This is a genomic window from bacterium (assembly GCA_035691305.1).
GTDB lineage: Bacteria > Sysuimicrobiota > Sysuimicrobiia > Sysuimicrobiales > Segetimicrobiaceae > DASSJF01.
In genome coordinates, this window is record DASSJF010000069.1 from 1 (window position 1) to 23,905 (window position 23,905).

General features: G+C 70.8%; 20 protein-coding genes. 7 read left to right on the top strand and 13 right to left on the bottom strand.

Translation table 11 applies throughout. The features are described from left to right. Window positions 1-696 (bottom strand): hypothetical protein (locus VFL28_12465; protein ID HET7265476.1); only part of this gene is annotated, 696 nt, incomplete at its 3' end. A 216-nt stretch (window positions 697-912) separates the two neighbouring features. Here VFL28_12465 and mutS point away from each other — a divergent pair. Together mutS and mutL are read left to right on the top strand one after the other, a co-directional pair. Then, window positions 913-3,438 (top strand): DNA mismatch repair protein MutS, encoded by a 2,526-nt coding sequence (gene mutS / locus VFL28_12470; protein ID HET7265477.1) that lies wholly within the window; start codon window positions 913-915, stop codon window positions 3,436-3,438. A 7-nt stretch (window positions 3,439-3,445) separates the two neighbouring features. Beyond that, on the top strand, window positions 3,446-5,242 hold the full coding sequence (mutL, locus tag VFL28_12475; protein HET7265478.1) for a DNA mismatch repair endonuclease MutL: 1,797 nt from the start codon (window positions 3,446-3,448) through the stop codon (window positions 5,240-5,242). On the opposite strand, the gene miaB is transcribed toward mutL, so the two are convergent. After that, complete coding sequence (gene miaB / locus VFL28_12480) at window positions 5,227-6,582, bottom strand: tRNA (N6-isopentenyl adenosine(37)-C2)-methylthiotransferase MiaB (GenBank protein HET7265479.1); 1,356 nt, start codon at window positions 6,580-6,582, stop codon at window positions 5,227-5,229. The two genes, mutL and miaB, sit on opposite strands and share 16 nt — an antisense overlap. 117 nt (window positions 6,583-6,699) lie before the next feature. On the opposite strand from miaB, the gene VFL28_12485 reads away from it, so the two are divergent. Further along, the gene (locus tag VFL28_12485; GenBank protein HET7265480.1) at window positions 6,700-7,140 is read left to right on the top strand and encodes a hypothetical protein; all 441 of its coding nucleotides are present in this window, start codon (window positions 6,700-6,702) and stop codon (window positions 7,138-7,140) included. Between the two features lie 30 nt (window positions 7,141-7,170). Here the strand turns inward: VFL28_12485 and VFL28_12490 are convergent, their stop codons facing one another. The 5 genes from VFL28_12490 to VFL28_12510 form a co-directional block, all read right to left on the bottom strand. Next, window positions 7,171-7,632, bottom strand: coding sequence for a hypothetical protein (locus VFL28_12490; protein HET7265481.1), 462 nt, complete (start codon window positions 7,630-7,632; stop codon window positions 7,171-7,173). A 57-nt stretch (window positions 7,633-7,689) separates the two neighbouring features. Next, window positions 7,690-9,033, bottom strand: a complete 1,344-nt coding sequence (locus VFL28_12495; protein ID HET7265482.1) for an MFS transporter — start codon at window positions 9,031-9,033, stop codon at window positions 7,690-7,692. After that, complete coding sequence (gene solA / locus VFL28_12500; GenBank protein HET7265483.1) at window positions 9,030-10,184, bottom strand: N-methyl-L-tryptophan oxidase; 1,155 nt, start codon at window positions 10,182-10,184, stop codon at window positions 9,030-9,032. Before solA ends, VFL28_12495 begins: the two co-directional genes overlap by 4 nt. A gap of 22 nt (window positions 10,185-10,206) precedes the next feature. Next, window positions 10,207-11,454 (bottom strand): acyl-CoA dehydrogenase family protein, encoded by a 1,248-nt coding sequence (locus VFL28_12505; GenBank protein ID HET7265484.1) that lies wholly within the window; start codon window positions 11,452-11,454, stop codon window positions 10,207-10,209. A 97-nt stretch (window positions 11,455-11,551) separates the two neighbouring features. Beyond that, the gene (locus VFL28_12510) at window positions 11,552-12,742 is read right to left on the bottom strand and encodes an Nramp family divalent metal transporter (GenBank protein HET7265485.1); all 1,191 of its coding nucleotides are present in this window, start codon (window positions 12,740-12,742) and stop codon (window positions 11,552-11,554) included. Between the two features lie 565 nt (window positions 12,743-13,307). On the opposite strand from VFL28_12510, the gene VFL28_12515 reads away from it, so the two are divergent. The 4 genes from VFL28_12515 to VFL28_12530 all read left to right on the top strand — a co-directional run bounded on the left by VFL28_12515 (window position 13,308) and on the right by VFL28_12530 (window position 17,468). Next, complete coding sequence (locus VFL28_12515; GenBank protein ID HET7265486.1) at window positions 13,308-14,804, top strand: glycosyltransferase family 39 protein; 1,497 nt, start codon at window positions 13,308-13,310, stop codon at window positions 14,802-14,804. A gap of 104 nt (window positions 14,805-14,908) precedes the next feature. After that, window positions 14,909-15,856 (top strand): sugar ABC transporter permease, encoded by a 948-nt coding sequence (locus tag VFL28_12520; GenBank protein ID HET7265487.1) that lies wholly within the window; start codon window positions 14,909-14,911, stop codon window positions 15,854-15,856. Next, window positions 15,853-16,728: a carbohydrate ABC transporter permease gene (locus VFL28_12525; protein HET7265488.1), complete on the top strand. Its 876-nt coding sequence runs from the start codon at window positions 15,853-15,855 to the stop codon at window positions 16,726-16,728. The genes VFL28_12520 and VFL28_12525 overlap by 4 nt, the downstream gene beginning before the upstream one ends. A gap of 14 nt (window positions 16,729-16,742) precedes the next feature. Beyond that, window positions 16,743-17,468: an aspartate/glutamate racemase family protein gene (locus tag VFL28_12530; protein ID HET7265489.1), complete on the top strand. Its 726-nt coding sequence runs from the start codon at window positions 16,743-16,745 to the stop codon at window positions 17,466-17,468. Between the two features lie 38 nt (window positions 17,469-17,506). Here VFL28_12530 and VFL28_12535 read toward each other — a convergent pair whose 3' ends face one another. The 6 genes from VFL28_12535 to VFL28_12560 all read right to left on the bottom strand — a co-directional run bounded on the left by VFL28_12535 (window position 17,507) and on the right by VFL28_12560 (window position 23,897). Beyond that, window positions 17,507-18,352 carry an NAD(P)-dependent oxidoreductase gene (locus tag VFL28_12535; GenBank protein ID HET7265490.1) on the bottom strand — a complete coding sequence of 282 codons (846 nt, stop codon included), beginning with the start codon at window positions 18,350-18,352 and terminating at the stop codon, window positions 17,507-17,509. After that, window positions 18,349-19,536: an amidohydrolase family protein gene (locus tag VFL28_12540; protein HET7265491.1), complete on the bottom strand. Its 1,188-nt coding sequence runs from the start codon at window positions 19,534-19,536 to the stop codon at window positions 18,349-18,351. The genes VFL28_12535 and VFL28_12540 overlap by 4 nt, the downstream gene beginning before the upstream one ends. Window positions 19,537-19,543: 7 nt before the next feature. Beyond that, the gene (locus VFL28_12545) at window positions 19,544-20,443 is read right to left on the bottom strand and encodes a carbohydrate ABC transporter permease (protein HET7265492.1); all 900 of its coding nucleotides are present in this window, start codon (window positions 20,441-20,443) and stop codon (window positions 19,544-19,546) included. Continuing rightward, a complete protein-coding gene (locus VFL28_12550; protein ID HET7265493.1) occupies window positions 20,440-21,297 on the bottom strand; it encodes a sugar ABC transporter permease in 858 nt (285 codons plus the stop codon). Before VFL28_12550 ends, VFL28_12545 begins: the two co-directional genes overlap by 4 nt. A 153-nt stretch (window positions 21,298-21,450) precedes the next feature. Continuing rightward, complete coding sequence (locus VFL28_12555) at window positions 21,451-22,794, bottom strand: extracellular solute-binding protein (protein HET7265494.1); 1,344 nt, start codon at window positions 22,792-22,794, stop codon at window positions 21,451-21,453. Between the two features lie 242 nt (window positions 22,795-23,036). Continuing rightward, window positions 23,037-23,897, bottom strand: a complete 861-nt coding sequence (locus VFL28_12560; protein HET7265495.1) for an ABC transporter ATP-binding protein — start codon at window positions 23,895-23,897, stop codon at window positions 23,037-23,039. Window positions 23,898-23,905: the final 8 nt, after the last annotated feature.

Below are 23,905 nucleotides of genomic sequence, written 5' to 3' on the forward strand. Positions count from 1 at the left end.
GGCGGGCGGCTGCGGGGCGGCGGGGGCAGCCGGCGCCCGGTGGGGCTGTGCCGTGGCCCGGTGAGCGGGCGCGGAACGCTGGGTCTGCGCTTGGCTCGAGGGAGCCGGCGGTTGCGGCTCGAGGGCGGGCCGCGCCGGCGCGCGGTCGTCGAGCCAGACGAACTGGCGCGGCGGCGAGCGACGGTCGAGCTCATAAAACGCGCGATACAGCATCGTGGCCGTGTCGACGGCCTGCTTCGCGTGCTCGGCGCTCAGCAGCGCGTCGACCTGCGTCTCGCCGCCGGCCTGGGTATCTTCGTACCGGCCCTTGTAGTGCGTCAGCGTGTTGCGCCAGGACCGGAGCGTCGACAGCGCCGAGAGCTCCCTGCCGTCCTCGTCAAACGTACGGCCGGTCTTGCTCACCAGGCGCGTGACCTCGAGCCACTTGCCTTCGGGCGACATCCGATCGTAGTGCCGAAAGCGCGCGCCGAGGCGATCCTGCCCGACCATGTTGATGAACGCCTCGACGGCAAAGTAGGCCATCAGCACGGCGAGCAGGCTGTGGGTGCGCTCCTGATCGCGATCCGGCGGCTTGGCCGCGGCGCCGCGCGCCGCGGACTCGGCGTGCTCGCGGGCGAGCCGAAACATCACCTGCTCGAGATGCGTCCGTTCCCACGCCTGCTCTTCCGCGGCGCTCGCCGCCGAGGGCGTGGGCACCAGTGTCGCGGGCGGGATGGGCGATCTCGCCGGCGGCCGCGCCGCCGGTGCCGACCCGCCCCCCCGCCGTCCACGGCGCCTCGGTCGGGGCGCGTTCATTTCCGTGTCGTGCGTCTCGTCCACCAGACACAGGTTCGCCGCGCGCGGAAGTTGGTCCCGCAACCCGCCGCCGGGATACGAACAGGACCCCCCTTCGGTGCGACGAAGTCACAAGAAATGACAGAGCTCACGCCCATGATGCGCCAGTACCAGGCGCTCAAGGATGAGCACCCGCGGGCGATCCTCCTCTTTCGGCTCGGCGACTTCTTCGAAGCGTTCTTCGACGACGCCCAGCTGGTGTCGCGGGAACTGCAGCTGACGCTGACCAGCCGGCCGGTCGCCAAGGGCACCCGCATCCCCATGTGCGGCATTCCGCATCATGCGCTGCCGACGTACCTTCGCCGTCTGATCGACCGCGGCCACCGCGTGGCGATCTGCGACCAGGTCGAGGATCCGCGGCAGGCCCGGACGCTCGTCCGGCGCGAGGTGGTGCGCGTCGTCACGCCCGGCACCGTAATCGAAGACGATCTGCTCACGGCGCGCGAGAACAACTTCGTCGCGGCGGCGGCCGCCCGGGGCGAGACGTGGGGCATCGCCCTCGCCGACGTGTCGACGGGCGAGTTCGTGGCCGCGCACGGCGCGGCGCCGCAGCGCCCCGGTGAGATCCTCGCGCGGTGGCGCCCGAGGGAGCTCGTTGTGCCGGACCGCGACGGGGCCGGAGACGAGATCCCACCGACGTTTCCTGAGGAGACCGCGGCGGTGGTCACGCCGTACGAGGCCTGGCGGTTTGATCCGGACGTCGCCGCGCGCGAACTCCGCGGTCATCTCGGTGTCGCCGCGCTCGACGCCTTCGGGCTCGACCACGCGCCGCTGGCCGCCGCGGCGGCCGGCGCGCTAATTCAGTATCTGCGCGCGACCCACCGCGGGTCGCTCGGCCACCTCCGCACGCTGCGCCTGCTCCGGTCCGGAGACGGCATGCTGGTCGACGACGCCACGCGCCGCGCGCTCGGCCTGTGGAGCTCGACGCGCGACGAAGCGCGCGGCCGTACGCTGCTCGATGTGATCGACCTCACGGAGACCGCGATGGGCGCGCGCCTCCTGCGGCGGTGGCTCGCGCAGCCGCTCGACAACGTGGACGCGATCGAGGGACGCCAGGACGCCGTCCAGTCGCTCGCGGAGACGGGTGCGATCCGCGAGCGGATCCGCGCCTCGCTGCGGGCCCTCGGCGACCTGGAGCGGATGCTCGGCCGGCTGAGCCACGACGCGGGCGGTCCCCGCGACCTCGCCGGGCTGCGCGACACCCTGGAGGCCGTCCCCGCGGTCGCGCCGGCGGCCGCGCCACTCGAGGCCCCGGCGCTGCGGCGGCTCATGCCCCTCCTCCTTCCCCCGCCCGGCCTCGCGGAGCGGCTCAGCCGGGCGCTCGCGGACGCCGTGCCGCTCTCGCCGCGGGACGGCGGCCTCGTCCGGCCCGGCTTCGACGCGGAAGTCGACCGGCTGCGCGACGGCGCGAAGGACGCCAAGGAATGGATGGCCGGGCGCGAGGCCGCGGAGCGGCAGCGTACCGGCATCCGCGGCCTTAAGGTCGGCTATAACCAGGTGATGGGTTACTACATCGAGGTCGGCAAGTCGCAGTCGCACCTCGTGCCGGCGGAATACGTGCGCAAGGGCACCCTCGCCGGCGCCGAGCGGTACATCACCGCGGAGATGAAAGAGCGCGAGGCGCTCATTCTGAGCGCCCAGGACAAGATCAACGCGCGCGAGTACGAGGTCTTCTGCGAACTGCGCGCCGCGGTGCGGGCGGAGACCGAACGCCTTCAAACCTGCGCACGCGCGCTGGCCGAGATGGACGTCTACGCCGCGCTGGCGGAAGTCGCGGTGCGCAACGCGTACGTCAGGCCCAAGGTCACCGCGGGCCGCGAGATCCGCGTCGTCGCGGGTCGCCATCCCGTCGTCGAGGAAGCGCTGGGACGGGAGCGGTTCGTCGCCAACGATGCGGCGCTCGGCACGGCCGGCCGCGACGTCCTCATCGTCACCGGGCCCAATTTCGGGGGCAAGAGCACGTTCATCCGGCAGACCGCGCTCCTCGTTGTGCTGGCCCAGCTCGGCGGCTTCGTCCCCGCGCGCGAGGCGGAGATCGGGCTCGTCGACCGCATCTTCACGCGCGTCGGGGCGACCGACGATCTCGCCGCGGGCCGCAGCACGTTCCTCTCCGAGATGATCGAAGTGGCGCGGCTCCTGACCCAGGCGACGGAGCGCAGCCTGGTCATCCTCGACGAGGTAGGCCGCGGCACGAGCACCTACGACGGTATGAGCCTGGCGTGGGCGGTCGTCGAGGATCTGCACGACCGCGTCCGCGCCCGCACGCTGTTCGCGACCCACTATCACGAACTGACGGAGCTGGCGTCCCAGCTCGATCGCGTCGCGAACGTCCAGGTGCTCGTGCGCGAAGAGGGCCACGACGTGGTGTTCCTGCACCGGGTGGCGGACGGCGCCGCGGCGTCGTCCTACGGCATCCACGTCGCCCGGCTCGCCGGGGTGCCCGACGCCGTGACCCGCCGCGCGCGCGAAGTCCTCGACGGCCTCGAGCGCGCGGCCGAAGGGACCCGGGGCGACTCGCGCCGCAAGCGCGGCGGCGGCCGGGCCCGGCCCGGGCCGTCGCGCGGTCAACAGCTCGTATTGCCCATGCCCCGCGACCGCCGGTGATCACGCGATGGTCCGCCGCTTCGCCGCGGGCGATCAGGCGGCAGTGACGCGGCCCCGGATCGAGGTCCTCCCCCGGGCGGCCGCCGAGCGCATCGCCGCGGGCGAGGTCGTCGAGCGCCCCGCCTCGGTCGTCAAGGAACTCATCGAGAACAGCCTCGACGCGGGGGCGCGCCGCATCACCATCGAGATCGACGGCGCGGGCTCCCGGCTGATCCGGGTCAGCGACGACGGCGCCGGCATCCCGGCGGAGCAGCTCGCGCTCGCGTTCGAGCGGTTCGCGACCAGCAAGATCCGGTCCGCGGAGGACCTGCGCCGCGTGAACACCTACGGATTCCGGGGCGAAGCGCTGCCGAGCATCGCCGCGGTCGCCCGCGTCACGATCGTCACGCGGCCCGCAGGCGCAGACACCGCCGCCGCTCTCACGGTCGCGGGCGGCGCCCGGGCGGCCCCGGCCGCCGCCGGCGCCGCCGACGGCACCACCGTCACGGTCGAAAACCTCTTCTACAACACGCCCGCGCGGCGGCGCTTCCTGAAGTCCCCCGCGCGCGAAACCGCGGTGATCGTCGAGACGGTACAGGCGCTCGCGCTGGCCGCGCCGTCGGTGGCGTTTCGCCTCGTCGACGGCGACCGAGAGATCGCATGGATGCCGCCCGAGTCCTACGAGGACCGCGCCCGCCGCATACTGGGGGCAGCGCTGCGGGACCGCACGCTTCCGATCGACGCGCGCGGCCTCACCGGCATCACGGGTGTCCTGGGGACGCCGGAGGCGGCGCAGGCACGGCGCAGCCACCAGTGGTTTCTCGTGAACGGCCGTCCGGTGCGGAGTCCCATGCTGGCCCGCGCCCTGGACCAAGCCTATCACACGCTCATCCCGGAGGGCCGTGTCCCCGCCGCCGTGTTGCACGTACGGGTGCCGCAGGACTCAGTCGACGTTAACATTCACCCGCGGAAGGCCGAGGTGCGGTTCGCCGACGAGCGCCTCGTGTTCAACGACGTGGTGCGCGAGGTGCGGCGGGCGCTCCACGGAGCCGCCCTGGTCCACACGGCGCCCGACGCCGCCCGCTGGACCGGCGTCTTGCCCGCGCGCCGCGACGCCGGTGCGGGACTGATCGGCGCCGCGGCCGGCGTTGCCGAGTCCGCCTCAGGATATGGGCAGGGCACGGCCGCGGAGTTGGACGCCGTGTTGCCCGCGCTGTGGACGCCGCAGCCGCCGGTCGCGGCGTGGCCGTCGATCCGGGTGCTCGGCCAACTCGCGCTGACGTACATTGTGGGCGAGGCGGGCGGAGATCTCGTGCTGGTCGACCAGCACGCGGCGCACGAGCGCGTGCTCTACGAGCGGCTGCTCGCGCGCCGGCGCGCCGGCGGCGCGCGGGCGCAGGGGCTCGTCACGCCCGCGGTCATGGAGCTGTCGCCGGCGGAGGCCGCCCTGCTCCCGGAACTTGCTGGCCCGCTCGCCGCACTCGGCTTCGAGGTGGAAGCCTTTGGACGCGCAACCGTCCGCCTGCGCGCGGTACCGGCGATCGCCGCGGACCGCGATGCGATTACCCTGTTCCGCGAGTGTCTCGCGGATCTCGGCGCCGGACGGGACGAACACGCGGGCCGCAGCCTCGAAGAGCGGCTCGCGATCGCAACGGCCTGCCACACCGCGGTGCGCGCCGGGGACCGGCTGGACCAGACCAAGATGGCGGCGCTGCTGGAGGAACTGGCGCGCGCCGAGGACCCCTACTCGTGCTTCCACGGTCGCCCCACGATGGTACGCCTGCGGGGCCGTGACCTCGAGCGCTGGTTTTACCGGAAGGTGTAAGAAGCCGGCGCCGGCTCGGCCGTCACGCGCGCCCCGCGCAGCACCCACGAACCGGCCTCGGCGATCTCCACGGGCAGGGTGCGAGCTATCAGCCCGGCCTCCCCGTCAAACGTCACGATCTTGTTCGTCCGCGTCCGCCCGAGCAGCCCGCCCTTGCGGCCCGGCTCTTCGACCAGCACATCCTGCACCGTGCCGACGAGCCGTCCGTTGATCTCCGCGGCGATCCGCTCCTGGAGGCGGTTGAGCGCCCCGAGCCGGCGGCGCTTGTCGCCGTCGGGCACCTGGTCGGGATAATCCGCCGCCGGCGTGCCGGCGCGCGGCGAGTACATCGCCGTGTTGACCGCGTCGAAGCGCAGGGCCTCGACAAAGCGCAGCGTTCGCTCGAACGCGGCCTCGGTCTCGCCCGGGAAGCCGACGATGACGTCGGTCGTCAGGCTCGCCCGCGGCATCGCGGTGCGAACGGCGTCCGCGGTTTCGCGGTACTGCGCCGCGGTATACGCGCGGTGCATCCGCCGGAGAATTTCGTCGTCGCCCGCCTGCACCGGCAGGTGGATGTGCTCGCACAGCTTCGGCAGCCGCGCGACGGTCTCGATCAACCGGCGCGTCATGTCCCGCGGGTGGCTGGTCGTGAAGCGGATCCGCTCGATCCCGTCGACCTCGTGGACCAGCTCGAGCAGTCCCGCGAGGTCGCGGCGCGGCGCGAGGTCGTGCCCGTAGCTGTCGACGTTCTGGCCGAGCAGCGTCACCTCGCGCACGCCCTGGTCGGCGAGGGCGCGGACCTCGGCGACGACGTCCTCCGGCGCGACGCTGCGCTCACGGCCCCGCACGTACGGCACGATGCAGAACGTGCAGAATTTGTTGCAGCCGTGGATGATGTTGACGAACGCGCGGACCGCGGCGGCGCCCGAGGCGGACGCCGGCAGCACCGGCAGCGGACGATCCGTGTCCGACCGGTCCCATACCTCGTAGGCGGGCATGCAGCCGTCCCGCGCCTCGCGCAGCAGGTCGGGAAGCCGGTGGATGTTGTGGACGCCGAAGACCAGGTCGAGCCACGGCGCGCGCTCGAGCACACGCTCGCGCTCCTGCTGCACGAGGCAGCCCGCGACGCCGAGGAGCAGGCCGGGCCGCCGCCGCTTGAGGGCCCGCAGTTCGCCGAGGCGGCCGTAGGCGCGGTCCTCCGCCCCTTCGCGCACCGTGCAGGTGTTGAGGATGATGACGTCCGCGTCGGCCGGATCGTCGGCCGAGGTGTAGCCCATACGCGCCAGCAACCCGGCCATCGCCTCCGAGTCGCGGACGTTCATCTGGCAGCCTTGTGTGATGATGTGAAACCGCTCAGCCACCGCGATCACCCTCGCCGGAGAGGGTACCATAGGATTGACGTGTTCGCACGCCGGAGGAGTTTTTCGGCCTGCCCCGAACACCGCCCAACGACACGTGTGTCCCGGGAGGGACCAGCGATGTCCAGGTACTTCGCAGTCTGCTCGAACCCCGAGTGCACCCGCTCGACGACCGCGCTCCGCGTCGACGCCCTGCCTGAAACCTGCGCCGAGTGCGGCTCTCCCATGGTGACCGCCTGCTGGAAGTGCGGCGCGGACGTTCCGGAGGCCGGCGCGTTATACTGCCGGGCATGCGGCGTTCCTCTAAAGCGGGTCCTGCCGCGGCGCGAGGCCGCCCCGCTGGTGCTCGTCTGCGGAAATCCGGAGTGCGACTGGGGCGTCACCGGCGTCTCGGCGGCCGCGATGCAAACGCGGTGCCCGCGCTGCGGGACAGAAGTGGCCGCGGACTGCTGGAAATGCGGCGCGCGGATCAGCGATCCGGAGCAGCATTACTGCGCGACGTGCGGCGTGCCGCTCAAGCGCGGCCTGCGGCGCGCGGCGGGGGGATCGTCCCGGCCCTAGGTCCGCCGCGCGCCGACGCTCGCGCCGCGGTCACAGTGAGAAATCCACGAGCGCCGTGACCCCGACGCCGTAGACACGGTGGAGCTTCCCCGGCAGCGGCGTCAGGCTATCCACCGGGATGAGCGCGCGCAGCCGGATCTGGTTCATAAATGATCCCTCGAGCTGCGCCACGGCCTGCACCTTGTCGAGCGACGCCTTCGGGCCCTGCACCTGCACCGCGCCGATGTAGGCGCCGCCGGACGTCCCCAGTCCTACGCCGACGCTGATAATGGGCACGACCTTGGTGAGTTCCCTGTTCTGCGCCTGGTTGTTCAGCATCAGCGTGTTGATGGCCGAGTTGATTTGCGGCCCGAACTGCTTGACGACGTAGCCGATCCCGAACAGCTTGATGAGCGATCCGATCGAGACCTGAGCCGCCGCCGAACCGGCGGCGCCGGCCATGACCCCGACGATCACTCCGACGGCGAACGCCCTCCGCCATGTGTTGCGCATTACCCCCACCTCCCGCTCTCGACGCGCGTCGATGTCCATAGTAGCAGGTGACGGCGATCAGATCACCTCGGCGCGAGATTCGGCCACCTCCTCGAGGCGGCGGCCGACCGTTTCTTCGCCGAACACGATCACGATCCCGATGGCGGCGACGAGGGACGCCGCGACGACGCTCAGCGCCTGGAAGCGGCCGGTCGTCCACGTGTGCATGAGCGCCGCCAGCAGGAGCGGCGCCGCGATGCCCGCGGCGCGGCCGGCGGCCGACGCCCAACCCGTCGCGGTCGCGCGGATGCGCGTCGGATACATCTCCGCCGCGTACGCCAGGATTACCGGCCACGACGCCAGCACCCCGCCGGCCAGCGCCCCGGCGCCCAGGACGAGAGCCGCCTCGCTGCGCGCGACGGCCACGACAACGGCGCCCGCCGCCGCCACCCCGAGCGCGGCAACGATGACGGGCTTCCGCCCGACGCGGTCGAGCGTGAACGTCGTGGCGACCGTCGCCGGCACCATCATCAACGCCACGAGCACCGACGCCTCCGCGGGACGCCACGCGCCGGCGGCGCCCAGCATCGCCGGAATCCAGATGATCGGTCCTTGGAACGCGCCGATCATCACGAACCAGACGCTCCATAGAAGAAACGACCGCCGGCGGAAGCGCGGACTCCAAAGTTCGCGCAGGTGCGCCGCCATCGACGCGGGCGACGCGGGCTCCTGATCGGGCAGGTCGAGCGCGACGCCGTACCGCTCGCCGAGCGCCGCCGTCAGCGCTTCCGCCTCTCCCCGCCGCCCGTGCGCGAGAAGAAAGCGCGGCGACTCCGGGATGAGCCGCGGGCCCGCGACCGCCAGCGCGAGCGGCAGCGCGCCGATCGCAAAGGTACCGCGCCAGCCGAGCGTTCCCGCGATCAGCACGCCGCCGACGCCCGCGACGACCCACCCCGTCGCCCAGAGCACCTGCGTCCATCCGAGCAGGGCGCCGCGGCGGGCCGCGGGCGCGAATTCGCTCACCAGGCTGGTCGCGACCGGAGTCACCCCGCCGAATCCGACGCCCATGAGCAGCATCGCGGCGACAAGCCACGCAAGCGTCGGGGCGGCGGCCGCGGCCGCGGCGGAGAGGCTGCTGCACGCGATCGTGAGTCCGAAGGCGCCGCGGCGTCCGATCGCGTCGGCGATGTAGCCGGCGCTCACGCCGCCGATCAGCTGACCGGCGCCGACGGCGGCGGTGATGAGACTCGCTTGTCCGGGACTGAGCCGCCACGCCGACGCAAGACCGAGCAGCGCGAAGCTTACGACGCCGAGCGTGATCCCGTTGGCCCCGTAGCCCAACCCGGCGATGAGCGTCACGCGGTGGTGCAGCGCGCGCCGGCGTACGCCGGTGGCGCCCGACGGCGGCCGCAGATCCCTCACGTCCGGAGCGGCGGCGCGGCGCTCGTGAATCGCGCGGGCGAGAGGAAGTCGATCGCGTGGGACGTCCGGCCGTCCACGGCGAGGTCGGCCAGAATCTCCCCGATTACAGGCGCGAACTTGAAGCCGTGGCCGCTGAACCCCGTCGCGTACACGAGCGCACGGTCCGCCGGCCGGTCCACGATAAAGTCCCAGTCGGGCGACATCGTGTATAGACAGGTTTCGGCCTCGAGCAGGCGGCCGGCCGCCGCGGGCAGGACGCGGCGCAGCACCGCGCCGAGCCGCGCGATTTCGTCTTCTCCGACCGCGCGGCGGCAGGTCTCCGGGGTGCACGCCGGCCCGCGCTCGTGGATCGCGGCCTTGAGGCCGTGGCCGTCGCCGACCTCGGGGATGCCGTAGATGTTCGTCCCATCCATCTCGCAGATCCAGACCGGGCAGACGTCCGCGGACAGCAGCGCCGCCGCCTCGGCGAACGCGGGCGCAAACCAGGCGACGATGCGCCGCGTCGCCTCGATCGGAAGGGCCAGTTCGTTCAGCACGGACGGCGCCCACGGCCCCGCCGTCACGATGACGGCCGCGGCCTCGTATCGACCGGCCGGCGTCTCGACGGCCGCGCCCTCGGACCCGGCCTCCCATCGCAGAACCGGCTGATCGTACCGAAGGTGGGCGCCCGCCCGGGTGGCCCCGCTCAGGTGCGCGAGCATGCAGGGATCCGGGAAGAGGACGCCGGCGTCCGGCTCGAACAGTCCGACCATGTCGTCCCGCGGCGTGAACAGCGGAAACCGCTTCCGCACGCCGGCGGGAGTCAGCAGCTCGTAGTCGATGCCGTGCATTCGGGCGCTGGCGACCGCCCCGTCGATCACGGCGGCGGACGTCGCTCCAAGCCACAAGCCGCCGGTCCGCTGGTAGACCGGCTCGACCGACTCTTCCGCCAGCTCCGCCCACAACTCGTACGCGCGCTGCAGCAGCGGCACGTACGCCGGGCTCTCGAAGTACGCCTTGCGGATGATACGCGTGAAACCGTGGGAGGATCCGAGGCGGTGCCCCGGCGGCAACCCGTCGAGACCCAGCACGCGGCGGCCGCGACGCGCTAGGTGGTACGCCGCGGCGCTCCCCATCGCGCCGAGCCCGACGACGATGGCGTCGTAGGTCAACGGCGCCGCCGCTCCCGGACGGTCACTCGCCTCGCCGCATCCCTTTCGTCGCGTCCGCGACGGTCACGGCGCCTCGGCCCGCCTCCGGCTGAGGCACGCCGAACGCGTCGAACCCGGTGATGTCGCGCCCCAGGATCAGCGTGTGGACGTCGTAGGTACCCTCGTACGTGTCGACCGTCTCGAGGTTCGCGGCGTGGCGCATCGCGTGGTACTCGAGCGTAATCCCGTAGCCGCCGAGGATGCTGCGCGCCGAGCGCGCGATGTTGAGGGCGGCGCGCACGTTGTTACGCTTGGCGAGGCTGACCTGCGTGTACGCGAGCGTGCCGGCGTCTTTGAGCCGTCCCAGGTGGTACGCGAGGAGCTGCGCCTTCGTGATCTCGGTCAGCATGTCGACCAGGCGTTCCTGCATCAACTGGGTCGCAGCGATCGGGCGCCCGAACGCGACCCGCTCTTTCGCGTAGGCAAGCGCCTCCTCGTAGCAGGCCGCCGCCGCGCCGATCGCGCCCCACGCGATCCCGTAGCGGGCCTGCGTCAGGCAGCGCAGCGCCGCGCCCAGCCCCGTCGCCCGCGGCAGCGCGTCGGCCTCCGGGACGAACACGTCCTCCAGCACCAACTCGCTGGTCACCGACGCCCGCATCGAGGCCTTCGTGTGGATGTCGTGCGCGCTGAACCCCTTCGCGTGCGGATCGGCGAGAAACCCCCGAATCACGCCTTCCTCGTCCTTGGCCCAGATCAGCGCCACGTCGGCGAGCGAACCGTTCGTGATCCACATCTTGGTGCCGGTGAGCGCCCAGCCGCCCGGACGACGCCGCGCCCGCGTCTGCATCGCGGCGGGATCGCTGCCGGCGGTCGGCTCCGTCAGCCCGAAGCAGCCCAGCTTTTCGCCCGCGGCCATCGCCGGCAGCCACCGCCGGCGCTGCTCCTCGCTGCCGAATTCGTAGATCGGGTACATGACAAGCGCGCCCTGGACCGACGCGAACGACCGAAGGCCGCTGTCGCCGCGTTCGAGCTCCTGCATCATCAGGCCGTAGGCGACGTTGCTTACGCCGGCGCAGCCGTACTCTTGCGGCAGGTTGGCGCCGTAGACGCGGAGCGCGCCGAGCGACGCGATCAGCTCGCGCGGAAACTCGCCCGCGAGCCACGCCCGGCCGATGCGCGGGATCACCTCTTTGTCCACCAGGCGGGCGATCGTATCGCGGGTGAGCCGCTCGTCCTCGGTCAGGAGTTCTTCGATTCCGAAGTAGTCGGGGCGGCGACCGGACTGCGGCATGGGCGATCTCCTCCGCTCGTGTCCTGCGCCTACGGCTTCAATGCCGCGTCGGGGCGGACCTGTGCGCGGTCGCGATCAGGAGTCCGGAATGCAGAGTTCAGTGGCCGCGCAGCAGCTGCACGGTCGTGAGCACGCCGAGGGCGAGCGTCAATAGAACGGTGCCCCCGGCCACGATGTTCGCCACCGGACCGTTGCGGTGTCCGCGGACGACCGCCGGGTCGTTGCAGAGCATCAGCAGCACGAGAAACAACGGCGCGAGCAGGAGTCCGTTGACGACGCTGGACCAGAACATCAACGCAACCGGCGGGATGCCTGCGAGGGCGACCACGGCCCCCACCAGCAGCGCCCCCGCGAGGAGCATGTAGAATCCGCGGGCTTGCCAGACGCGCTTGTCGAGCCCCTCGGCCCAGCCCAGCACCTCGGCCAGCGTGTACGCGGAGCACGCGACCATCACCGGGATAGCCATGATTCCGCTGACGAAGAAGCCGAGCGCGAACAGCAGCGTCGCGAGCGGACCCGCCACCGGGCGCAGCGTCTGCGCCGCCTCGAGCACCGTTCCAATTCCGGCGGCGCCCGCCGGGATCACCACCGCCGCCGCGAGAATGATGAAGTAGAAGACGAGATTGGCGTAGATCATACCGGTGGCGACGTCCAGCCGTTCCCCGGCTAGATCGGCGACGCGGCGGTGGGCTTCCACCTCCTCGGTCGTCTGCCAGAAGAACATGTACGGCGTCAACGTCGCGCCGAGTAGCGCCAGCGCCGCCGCCAGGTACGTCGGCGCGAACCGGAAGTGCGGGAGGAACGTCGCTTCCAACACGCTCGCCCACCGCGGGCGGACGACAAACCCGACGGCGACGTAGAGCAGAAAGAGCGGCGTGAGGATCAGCAGCACCCGGCTCACCGCCTCGTAGCCCGCGCCGAAGAGCAGCGCGCCGAGTAGCACCGCGATCGGCACGACCCACCAGACCCACGGCACGCCGGTCAGCAGCTGCACGGCGGACGCGGTGCCGGAGAGATCCGCGCCGATCGTGATGACGTTCGAGAACAGCGTCGGGATCACGATCACGAGGGCCGCCGCGGTCCCGTACCGGCGGCAGAGCAGGCGTCCGATTCCGCGCTTGCCCACGATGCCGAGCCGCGCGGACATGTCTTCGAGGTAGTAGAGGATCGGGGTCGAAAGCAGCATGAGCCACAGCAGGCTGAAACCGGTGGTAGCGCCGATCTGAATGTAGGTGATGACGCCGGCGGGGTCGTTGTCGGCGGCGCCGGAGACGACGCCCGGCCCCATCACCCGGAAAAACCGCCGCCACGTCCGCCGATGATGACGCGGGCGTCTCTCCGGCCGGGAGGCGACGGCAGGCACAGCGTGATCGGTTCAGGTCTCGAACGCGAGGTCCCTGCTCCGTCCCAGCCGTTGCCCGGCCGTCTCTCGATAGAACACGCGAGGCCGGCGGCGCGTTCGCGCGCCGCCGGCCTCGCCATCAGATTCTCGTTACCCTCGCTCCCGCCTTCGCGACTCTCAGTCGCCTGTGTTGGGGGACACGTCCCCTTGTCGGAAGGGCTGCGAGGGGTTCGCTTGGAGCGGCGGAAGGATTCGGGCCCGCCGCCGCTCCGTTACTGCTTCGGTGGCCGCTCCTCGGCTGTGCCCGTATTTCGACGTGACCGACGCGTTCTTGCCCGCATCGTCCCGCCTCCTTGTTCAATCCTGCCGACGGCCCCGGTTATTGGCCGTACGCACCGGCAGCACGTTCAAGCCTATTGTCTGCCCGAGCCGCTGGATCTGTCAATCCCCGCGATGCCGCGTCCGAGACGATTGTGCGCGGTTTCTCGCCAATGATACGCTGAAGACCGTGATGGCCTCGCCGGACGTAGGATATGGACGCCGTACATTGGTCTTCATCGCCGTGGCCGTCCTGATTGCGGCGCACGTATTGTGGCAGGCGTGGGCCATCGGCGCCGCGCCATACCCGGCCCGCTACGATTACGACGAGGGCGTCTACGCCGAGACGGCGGCGGTTTCGGCCGGCTACCGCCTCTACCAGACCGTCTTCCTGAGTCAACCGCCTCTGCTCATCGAGGTTCTCCGCCGTGCGTTCGATCTCTTCGGCCGATCGCTCGAAACCGCGCGCGGCGTGGTGGTCGCCTTTTCGGCGCTGTGGCTGGCGGCGCTAGCGGCGGCCGCCGCACGCGCCGGCGGGCATCGCGCGGCCCTCTGGGTCGTCGTCATCGCCGGATCGGCACCCGCATTCGCCCTGGCGGCGCACACGGTGCAGATGGAAGCGCCGTCGGAAGCGCTTGCGGCGTCCGCCGTCGCCCTCGCGCTCACTGCGGGCGGCGCCAGCTCCAAGGACGGTCTTGCCCGCGCCGCCGGTTGGCTGTGGGCCGGAACCGGCGCGGCCGCGGGGCTGGCCGTGATGACGAAGTTCACCGCCGCCACATGCCTCGTGCCCATCGCCGTCATCGCTCTGGTCGGATCCGGCAGGCCGTCGGCAGGCGCGGCCGCATTTCGCACAGCCGCGCTGGGTGCCGGAGGCGCGGCGGCGGCCGCCGCCGCGATGTTGTGGACGGGAAGTCCGCCGGGTGCGATGTGGCACCAGGCTGTGGAGTTCCACAGTGCCGTCGCGCGGGTGACCGCCGTCGACCCGACCCGCACGGCGTCGCTGCTTCTCGGCTTCGGCCTGGCGAACTGGCTGCTTGTCCTCGTCGGACTTGGCGGTTTGGTCTCTGCCGGCACAGCCCGGCGCGGCGGCCGGGTGCCGGGCGACCACGCCGCGCGGTGGGCGATCGCGGCCTGGCTGGGCACCGATCTCGCGGCAGCCTTCCTCTGGAGGCCGGTCTGGCCCCACCACCTCGTCATTCTCGTCGCCCCGCTCGCGCTACTCGGCGGTACGGCGATCGAGACATGGGCTCCGTCCCCCCAAAACAGCGGCACGTCGCCGGTGATCCGGGGAGCCGGCGGGGCGATCCTGATCGTCGCGTGGCTCGCGGCGTTGATGGGGACCGCGGCGGCGATCATGCCGGAGACGTCCAGCACGCTGCGTGCCGCCGCGGCCGCGACGGCGCGCCGCGTACCGCCCGGCGGGTGGGTGGTGGCGGATGACCCGATCGTGCCGTTCCTCGCCGGACGCGACGTCCCGCCGCAGTTGTGCGATACGTCCGAGATGCGAACAGGTGCGGGATGGATCACCGAGGGCGATCTCACCGCGGCGCTGGCTGATCCGCGGGTGCGGGCGCTCGTATTGTGGCGGGGGACATTTCGTCGCGCGTTTCCGGGCTTCGTCGCCCGCGCGTCAAGGGCCCTCTCCGTCCGCTGGAACGCGGGAGACGAACGCGTGATTCTCGCGCGCTGAGCCGGATGGTCTTGACGCCGCGCGGCGTCGCCCAAGACGTCCGCGGTCTCATCGCCGTCCCACCAGCGCAGGAGTTGTTTCGACAAAATGGGAAGACCGAGGCGATGTTGCACGTCATGCCCGCCGCGTCCGACGTCCGCGCCGGCGCGCCGTCCCACGGCCGGGGCCAAAGCGGCAGCGCGCGGCGCAGACACGAAATCCGCGTGGCCTACTGGCTGCTCGCGCCCGCGACGGTCCTCGTCCTCGGCGTCCTCGCCTATCCCCTGGCGTGGGAGATCTGGACGAGCCTCACCGATTCGTTCGTCGGCAACTCGACCACCACGTTCGTCGGGCTGGCCAACTACGTCGAACTGGTCCGCGATCCGGCATTCTGGCGCGGCGCGGCGAACGCGATTGGGTATCTCGTGATTACGACAGTGCTGAAGCTTGCCGTCGGCGTCGGGGCGGCGCTGCTTCTGGCGCGCCCGTCCCGGATGCGGCCGCTCGCGTTCCTCGCGGCGTTTCTGCCCTGGGCCTATCCGTCCGGCCTCGCACTCGTGGGATGGTATTGGTTCATGATCCCGCCGCTTCACACGGTGTACTCGGCCGCGATGTCGGACGCCCGCTACTGGTTCGACGGCATCTTCGGCGACGGCACGTGGCGGTTTTCGACGCTCATCGTCTTCAACGCGTGGCGCGGCGGCTCGTTCGTCGGCGTCTTCCTGCTCGCGGCGCTCAACGGCATCCCCCAGGATCTCTTCGACTACGCGTCGCTCGAGGTCAAGAGCGGATGGCGGCGGTTCTGGTACGTTACGGTGCCGATCCTGCGGCCGTTTTTGGCGTTGGCGGCGTTCCTCGCCATCGTCAGCGCGGTGAGTGATCTCGGCAACGTCTATATGCTCTCGGGACTTCGGATTACCTATTCGGTGACGTGGACGGAGGCGTTCCAGCTCGCGATCATCGGCGGGCTGTGGGGCAAAGCCGCCGCGGAGGCGCTCATCCTCCTGCCCGTCCTCGGCGCCATTCTGTACCTCTGCTACCGTCTGTTCGAACCGCTCGAGGAGCTCGCGTGAAGACCGCGATTCGCCGGCGCGTCTCGAGCGGCATGCACGTCGTGCTGCTCCTGCTACTCGCCGCCTACAGCATCTTCCCGATCTACATGATGACGATCGAATCGTTGAAGACGGTCGAGGAGGACGTCTACGGCAGCCCGTTCATCGTCCGGCATCCCACGACGGAATGGTACGAGGGCCTGTTTGAAGAGCAGGGCTGGCTGTCGCATAAGGGCACCGTGATGACCAAGGTCGTGCCGTTCATGGTATGGGCGAAGAACACCGGCATCGCGTTTGCCTGGGCGCTCGCGCTGATCCTCGGCACGAGCCTCGCGGCGGGCTACGCGCTCGGCCGGCTGCGGCCGCCCGGATGGCGCGCCTGGCGGCGCCTCCTGCTGGCGACGTTTCTCGTGCCGCAGACGATCCTGTTTCTGCCCCTCTACCAGCTCGTCTACCACGCGCGTCTGGACGACAATTTAGGCGCCCTCGTGCTGACGTATCCGATGCTGACCGTACCGTTCTGCGTGTGGTTGTTCTCGGCGTACTTTCAGAAACTATCGCCGGACATCGAAGACTCCGCCTACATCGAGGGCGCGAGCCGCCTCACCGCGTTTTTTCGCATCGTCCTACCGATGAGCTGGCCCGTCGCCGTGGCCTGCGGCCTCTTCGCGCTCGGCGTGATCAGCAGCGACTTCATGCTCGCGGGCGTCTTCCTGCCGAACACATGGCATCAGACGATCGCCGTGGGCCTCGCAACGATGGACGTCAGCCTGGAGGATCTGACCGTCGTCTCCGGCGTCAGCCTCGGGGGCCTGCCGGTCCTGCTCGTCGCCGCGGCCCTCGCCACGACGTATGTACGCGGCCTCACCGCCGCGATGCTCGAAGGCGCCTGAACATCGCGGCCGTCATGAGCCGTCCGCGGCGGATCGGCATGATCACGCCCTCATCCAACACGGTCGTCGAGCCGCTGACGGCGCGGATGCTCGAGCCGCTCGGCGACGCCGTCTCGCTGCACTTCACGCGGATCCGGGTGACGCGGATCGCCCTCGACGCGGGCTCGCTCGGACAGTTCGACGACGCGCCCATGGTGGAGGCCGCGCGCCTGCTGGCCGACGCGGGCATGGACGTGATCGCCTGGAACGGCACCTCGGGGTCGTGGAAGGGGCTCGACGCCGACCGCGCGCTCGTCCGGCGGCTCGAAGCGGAAACGGGGGTCCCCGCCACGACGTCGACCCTCGACCTCCTGGAAGCCTGCCGGGCGCTCGGCATCACGCGGTGCGGCCTCGCCACGCCGTATCTAGCGGAGATCCACGAGGCGATCCGGCGCGTCTACACCGCGGCCGGCCTCGAGGTCGTGGCGTCCGCCTGCCTCGGGGTCACGGTCAACAAAGAGTTTGCCGAGGTGCCGCGGCCGCGGGTGGCCGCGCTGCTGCGCGCGGTCGCCGTCCCGGACGCGGAGGGAATCGTGACGGTCTGCACCAACTTCGCCGCGGCGGCGGTGATCGACGAAGTGGAACGCGAGACCCGCCGGCCGGTCGTCGACTCGCTCGCCGCGACGGCGTGGCGGACGCTCCGGCTGGCCGGGATTCGCGCGCCGCTGCCGGGCTTCGGACGGTTGTTCGTCCTCGACTGAGGACCCGCCCCGGGAACCGGCGGCGGGGGCCGTCCGTCTCAGACCCGGTCTCGCGCGGCGCCCGCCAACTCGCGTGTGAGACCAAGGATCAACTGCGACGCGAGGCCGAGCATCGGCGCCGGCACACCCGCCTCGCGCGCGGTTTGCAACGCCAGGCCGGTGTCCTTGACCAGGATATCGAGCGACGTCCCGCGCGGGTAAGTCTCGAGCCACTCGCGGGCCACCGGCCAGTGCTCGACGACCCAGGTCGTGCCGGTGCAGGTGCGGAGGACGTTCCACACGGCTTCGGCACGCATCCCCGCGACGCCGGTCAGGTTCGCCATCTCGCGGGCGGCGAGGAGGCTGACGGTGAGCAGCACTTGGTTGGCCATCTTCACGGTCGTGCCCGCGCCCGCCTCGCCGACGTGCTCGATCTGCGTCCCCATCGCCGCGAGCACCGGACGGGCGGCCTCGACATCGGCGGCGACGCCGCCGACGATGATGGTCAGCGTCCCGTCCTCGGCCCTGGCCCGGCCGCCGCTGACGGGGGCATCGAGGAAGCGAAATCCGCGGCGTGACGCCGCGTCGGCGAGACGGCGCACGCACGGCACCCCGACGGTACTCATGACGGTGAGCAGCGTCCCGGCCCTCGCGCGTGCGAGGACGCCGACCTCGCCGAACATCACGGACTCCGCCTGCGCCGGCGTTCTGACCATAATGATCGTCGCGTCGGCCGACGCCGCCGCGTCACCCGCGGACGCCGCCGCCTGACCGCCCGCCTCCGCCAGCCGCCCGACGGCCTCGGCCCGCACGTCGTACCCGGCGACGCGAAAGCCGGCGCCGAGGAGCCGGCGCGCCATGGGCAGCCCCATCTCGCCGAGCCCGATCATCGCTACGGTCGTCACGTCGGGGTCACCTCCCCCGCGGGCCGCGTGCCCGCGTGATACACGATTCGTCCATCGCGCACAACCATCCGCACCCGTCCCAGCGCACGGACGTCGGCGAGCGGATCACCTTCGACCGCGATGACGTCGGCGACCTTGCCGGGCTCAAGCGTCCCCAGGCGGTCGCCGGCGCCGAGCGCGGCCGCCGGCCAGGCGGTCGCCGCCCGAATCGCCCGCATCGGCGTCTCGCCCAACGTAACCGCCCAGACGGCCTCGTCCGCCAACCGGCCGTGCACCGCGTCTGTCCCGAGCACGTAGCGCAGCCGCCGCGCGATGACCTTGCGGGCGGTCTCGCACGCGTCACGGCCGAGGCGCTCGAGCCGCGCGCGCTCCTCGGTCACGTCTCCGAACGCGTGCGCGTGCGGACCGCACAAGACGCCGAGGGTAAGCGTGATCAACGTGCCGCTCCGGGCGATCAGATCCAAGTCCGCGTCCGTGAGAAACCATCCGTGCTCGAGGACGTCGAGCCCGCCGCCGATCGCAGTCGCGACACCGGCCCCGCCGAGGAGGTGGGCGGCCACCGGCCGGCCGGCGGCGTGGGCGCGCCGCGCCGCGGCGGCCACGTGGGCTTCGCCGTAGTAGCACGTGGTGGGTTCTTGCGCCGGGTCCCCCACGCCGTCGGAAACGAACAATTTCACGAGGTCGACGCCCTCGGCGAGGTTCCGCTCTACCGCCCGGCCGATCTCCTCGGGATCGTCCGTGGTTACCGAGACGACGGCGCCGCCGCCCCCGCGGGACGACTTGATCGCCCGCCCGGCCACAAAGAGCCGCGGCCCGACGACCCGGCCCGCCTCGATTTGGGCGCGGAGCCGGAGGTCCAGTCCCCCGATGTCCCCGCACAGCCGCGCCGTTGTCACGCCCGCGCGCAGGTCGTCTTGAAGGCGGCCGACGGCCTCGCCCGCGGCGACGGGTCCCGGCGCGTGGGCCTGCCCGCGAAGATCGCCGCGGCGGGTGTCGATGCCGGCGTGCGTGTGGAAGTCCACGAGGCCGGGCAAGAGCGTGCAGCCCGGCAGCGACACGTCAAACTCCCCCGGGCCGGCGGCGTCCGGCGGCGCGACGCGGCCGTTCGTGATGCACAGGCGCCCCGGACGATGCGCGCCTTCCGCGACGCCGTCGATCAGCCCGTCCGCCTCGAGCCGGAGCACCGGGGACCTACTTGACGGCGGCGCTGGTGATCCCTGAGATGAACTGGTCCAGGAAGAAACTGTAGAGGATCGCCACCGGGACGCCGACGATCAGCGCGCCGGCCATGAGCGACCCCCAGAAATACACGTCGCCGCGGATGAGGTCGCTGGCAACCCCGAGCGGCACCGGCTTCTGGTCCGACACCGAGACGAAGACCAGCGAATACAAGAAGTCCTGCATCGTAAGCGTGAACGCGAAGATTACGGCGGTCAGGATCCCGGCGAGGCTTACGGGAAGCACCGTCCGGATCAGGGCGCCGAGCCGCCCGCACCCGTCCACGAGCGCCGCCTCCTCGATCTCCCGGGGCACGGTCTTGAAGAAGCCGGAGAGCAGCCAGGTGCAGTACGGGACCGTGAACGTCGGATACACGAGTACGAGCGCCCACTTCGTGTCGATCAGGTGGGTCATCGCGACGACCCGCGAGAGCGGTATGAACAGCAGGATCGGCGGGATCAGGTAACCGAGGAAGATCGCGATGCCCATGTTCTCGGCGCCGGGCAGCCCGAGCCGCGCGAGCGAGTACCCGGCCGGCACCCCGACCAGCAGGGTGATCAGCGAAACCGACGCCGCGATCTCGATCGTATTCGTGATCCAGTACCCGTAGTACGTATGCTGGAAGAGGTACGTGAAGTGCTCCCACGTGGGCGGCTGGTGGAACCACAGCGGGAACACGGTCGGGTTGACCAGATCCGCGTCCGTCTTGAACGCGGTGATCGCCATCCAGAACACCGGGAAGACCGCGATCAGGAAAAACGGCAGGAAGCCGAGGTAAATCAGCAGTTGCCGGCGGAGCTCCCGCGCCCGTGCCCGCCGCTCCTGCAGATCCGCCGCGGGGGCGCGGTCTCCCAGCACGCCGACGCTGCTCACAGCGCCTCGCGTCTCCGGAGGTTGCGCAGCAGCAGATAGACGACCGGCAGCAGGATCGGGAACAATACGAGGGAGATCGCGGCGCCGCGGCCGAGCGCGCCGGCCTGGATGCCGATCTCGAACGCCTTCGTCGGCAGGATCTCCGTCGAGCCCATCGGCCCGCCGAACGTCAGCAGGTAGACGATGCTGATGTCGGACAAGGTAAACACGGTGTCGAACAGGAGGCCGACGAAGAGGATCGGGGCGATCACCGGGATGATGATGAAGCGGTACCGCGTGAGAAACGTCGCCCCGTCCACCTTCGCGGCGTCGAGCAGCTCGACCGGCACCGCGGACATCCCGGCCATCAGCACGATCGCCGCGAACGGAAACCCCCGCCAGACGTTGACCGAGATCACGGCCGCCATCGCGAGCCCCGGCTCGCCGAGCCAGTTCGGCCATCCTTGGATCAGGTGCAACCGGGTCCCGACGTAGTTGATCGCGCTGAACTGCGGGTCGTACATCCACTTCCAGGCAAGCGCGCTGATCGCGACCGGCAACGTCCAGGGGATGACGACGAGCGACCGGATCAACTTCTTCCCGCGCACTTCCTGGACCAGCAGAAACGCCATCAGGGTGCCGAGGATGATCTTGAAGATTCCCGCGACGACCGTGAACACGATCGAATTCCGGAGGGCCTGCCGGAACGACCCGTCGTTGAAAATCGCGACGAAGTTCGCCAGGCCGACGTAGCTCGCGACCTGGTTGCCGACGGTCGCGTCGCTCAACGCGAGGTACAGCGAGAAGAAGAACGGGATCCCGACGAGCAGCACCATGTAAAGAACCGCCGGCGCGAGGAGCGAATAGCCGAACACCAGGCGCTCTCGCGTAAACGCACGACGGCGGGCGGTCGGGTGTCCGCCCCCCAGCAACTCGACGTCGGCTACGCGCGGCTGCGCCGTGATCGGGTGACCTCGCCGGAGGAATCCCGGGGGAGCCTCAACGGCCCCCCGGGACGCGCTAACGGCCTACTTGTACTTCGCGTAGATACCCTTAATTTGCCCCAGACCCCACTTGATCGAACTCTCCAGGCTCTCCCCGTGGCAGTATCGCGCCAGCATATCCGGAACGACGAAGGTCGAGAGCACCTCGGACGCCGGCGCCGTGGCGGGCCCGGGGTAACCGAACACCAGCGCGATCTTGTCCCAGTCCTGAATCAGCTCCAGCTTGGGCAGGTGCGCGCCGAGGCCGGGCATCGGCTTCGCGTACCACTTCTTGAGGTACGGCATGTTGTAGCCCTTGCTGGCCGAGAGCGAGAACTTCACGTCCGCGCCGTAGGCCTCGAGGAACGCCTTCGCCGCGGCCTGGTTCTTCGAGAACTTCCAGACGCCGAGGATCGTCGGGTCGACGACCGCGGCGCTGCGGACGGAGCCCTTCGGTTCGCCGCCCGGCACGCCGGCGTTGATGTTGCCGAACAGCGTCGGGTTGCTCGTCTCCACCGAGAAGAGCGACGAGAGCGCGTCGTGGATGTAGATTGCGACGCCGGAGTCGAGGTACCGGTTGTCCGAGACGTTGTCCCAGGAGAACACTTCGGAGGTCATGCCGTCCGACCAGAGCGCCTTGCTGAACTGCATCGCGTCGCGGAGCGCCTTCGAGTCCCACGCCAGTTCCTTGCCGGACGGGTCGGTTTCGTGCACGCCGAAGGCGTAGAACACCGCCCGCCAGTTGTGGTTGGAGTCGTTGCAGTGAGAGATCGCGAATCCCGCCGGATGGCCCTTCGACTTGCCGATCCGCGCCGCCGTGCGCAGATTCTCCCACGTGCTCGGCGCCGGACAATTGTACTGCTGCCACAGATCGGCGCGCCACATCATCGGCTGCGGAATGTAGAACTCCGGCATCGCGTACCACTGGCCGTTGACGACGCAGCAGTTCTTCGCCATCGAGATCCAGCCGCCCCCGTCCTGGCCGAGCTTGTTGCAGATGTCCGAGACGTCGACCATGTTCTTGTAGTAGAGGGTCGTCTGAATCTGGCCGTTCATCTGAAAGATGTCGTGGCCGGCGCCGGCGGCCAGTTCGGACGCGATCCGGGCGGGCAACTGGTCGATCGGAATGTGGTCCACGCGGACGGTGACCGCGTTCGCGACACCCCAATCGTTGGCGTACTTGTCGAACGCGGTGTCGTACGCGGGCACGAAGTGGCTCCAGGTCAAGATCCGAAGGGACGATCCGCGGATCTGAGCCGGCGCGGCACCCGCTTTCCACGGTGCGACAAGACGCGATGCCCCCGCCCCGGCGAGACCCGCCCCGGCCGCCGTCAGCAGCCGCCGACGGGTCAGGGTCCGAGCAAACTGCTTCACTGCACGTTTCGCCATCCCCACACCCCCTGTGGCACTTTGTCCACCCCGACGATCGCGCGCGGAAGCCACACACTCACCCGACGCGCCGCCGTAACCTGCAGTACGACGACGTTCGAAAACGGGTTCTTTGGAGCAAGCCTACGTGGTGGGCCGGGGTTCGCCCCGGCTTCCGGGGACTCCTCCTGCGATGCCGGCGCTGACGGGTGACCGTCCAAAGTGGACACCTCACGATTGGTCGGTCCCCGCAAGGGGCGCCGTCACTCGGCCCAGCGGCCGAGACGCCGGGCCTGGGTGACGATCGCCTGAGTATACGGGTGCTGCGGAGAGGCGAACAGCGTGCGGGTCTCGGCCGATTCGACGATCCGGCCGCCGCGCATGACGTGGACGAGATCGGCCGTCTGCGCGACGACCCCAAGGTCGTGGGTGATGAGCAGGAGCGCCATTCCCAGGTCGCGCTGAAGGCGCGCGAGGAGATCCAGGATCTGCGCCTGGACCGTGACGTCGAGCGCCGCGGTCGGCTCGTCGGCGATCAGGAGGTCCGGGCCGGGCGCGACCGCGCCGGCGATCAACACCCGCTGGCGCTGGCCGCCCGACAACTCGTGCGGATACCGCCGGAAAAACGTCCCGTCGAGGCCGACACGCGTCAGCGCCTCGACGGCCCGTTCCCGCGCGCCGCGCCGGCCGAGGTGGGCGACGATGCCCTCCATGACCTGGTCGCCGGCGGTCATGAGCGGGTCGAGCGCGGCCCCGGGCTCCTGGAAGATCATGGCGACGCGGCGTCCCCGGACCGCGGTCAGTTCGCGCTCCGACATCGCGGTAAGGTCGAGCCCGTCGAGCAGAATCCGGCCCGCCGTAATGCGGGCCGGCACCGGGAACAGCTTCAAGACGGCATAGGCGGTCATCGACTTGCCCGCCCCGGAGGCGCCGACGAGGGCGGCCGTGCGCCCCGCCGGAACCACGAGGGAGACGTCCTCGAGAATCGGCAGCAGGCCGGGCGCGCGTCCCGCCCCCGGTTGCGGAGCGCGCTCGAGCGCGACGCTCAGGCCGTCGACGCGCAGCTCCCCGCGTGGAGCCGGCGGCCGATCTGGCGCCGCGCCGGACGCGGCAGGGGTGGGCACCGGGGCCG

What these genes read in the sequence shown, in the direction of transcription:
- VFL28_12485 (HET7265480.1), top strand. Translation starts at nt 6,700, where the DNA reads ATGTCCAGGTACTTCGCAGTCTGCTCGAACCCCGAGTGCACCCGCTCG.
- VFL28_12510 (HET7265485.1), bottom strand. Translation starts at nt 12,742, where the DNA reads ATGGGGCCGGGCGTCGTCTCCGGCGCCGCCGACAACGACCCCGCCGGC.
- VFL28_12520 (HET7265487.1), top strand. Translation starts at nt 14,909, where the DNA reads ATGTTGCACGTCATGCCCGCCGCGTCCGACGTCCGCGCCGGCGCGCCG.
- VFL28_12490 (HET7265481.1), bottom strand. Translation starts at nt 7,632, where the DNA reads ATGCGCAACACATGGCGGAGGGCGTTCGCCGTCGGAGTGATCGTCGGG.
- VFL28_12530 (HET7265489.1), top strand. Translation starts at nt 16,743, where the DNA reads ATGAGCCGTCCGCGGCGGATCGGCATGATCACGCCCTCATCCAACACG.
- mutS (HET7265477.1), top strand. Translation starts at nt 913, where the DNA reads ATGACAGAGCTCACGCCCATGATGCGCCAGTACCAGGCGCTCAAGGAT.
- VFL28_12515 (HET7265486.1), top strand. Translation starts at nt 13,308, where the DNA reads ATGGCCTCGCCGGACGTAGGATATGGACGCCGTACATTGGTCTTCATC.
- mutL (HET7265478.1), top strand. Translation starts at nt 3,446, where the DNA reads ATGGTCCGCCGCTTCGCCGCGGGCGATCAGGCGGCAGTGACGCGGCCC.
- VFL28_12505 (HET7265484.1), bottom strand. Translation starts at nt 11,454, where the DNA reads ATGCCGCAGTCCGGTCGCCGCCCCGACTACTTCGGAATCGAAGAACTC.
- VFL28_12555 (HET7265494.1), bottom strand. Translation starts at nt 22,794, where the DNA reads ATGGCGAAACGTGCAGTGAAGCAGTTTGCTCGGACCCTGACCCGTCGG.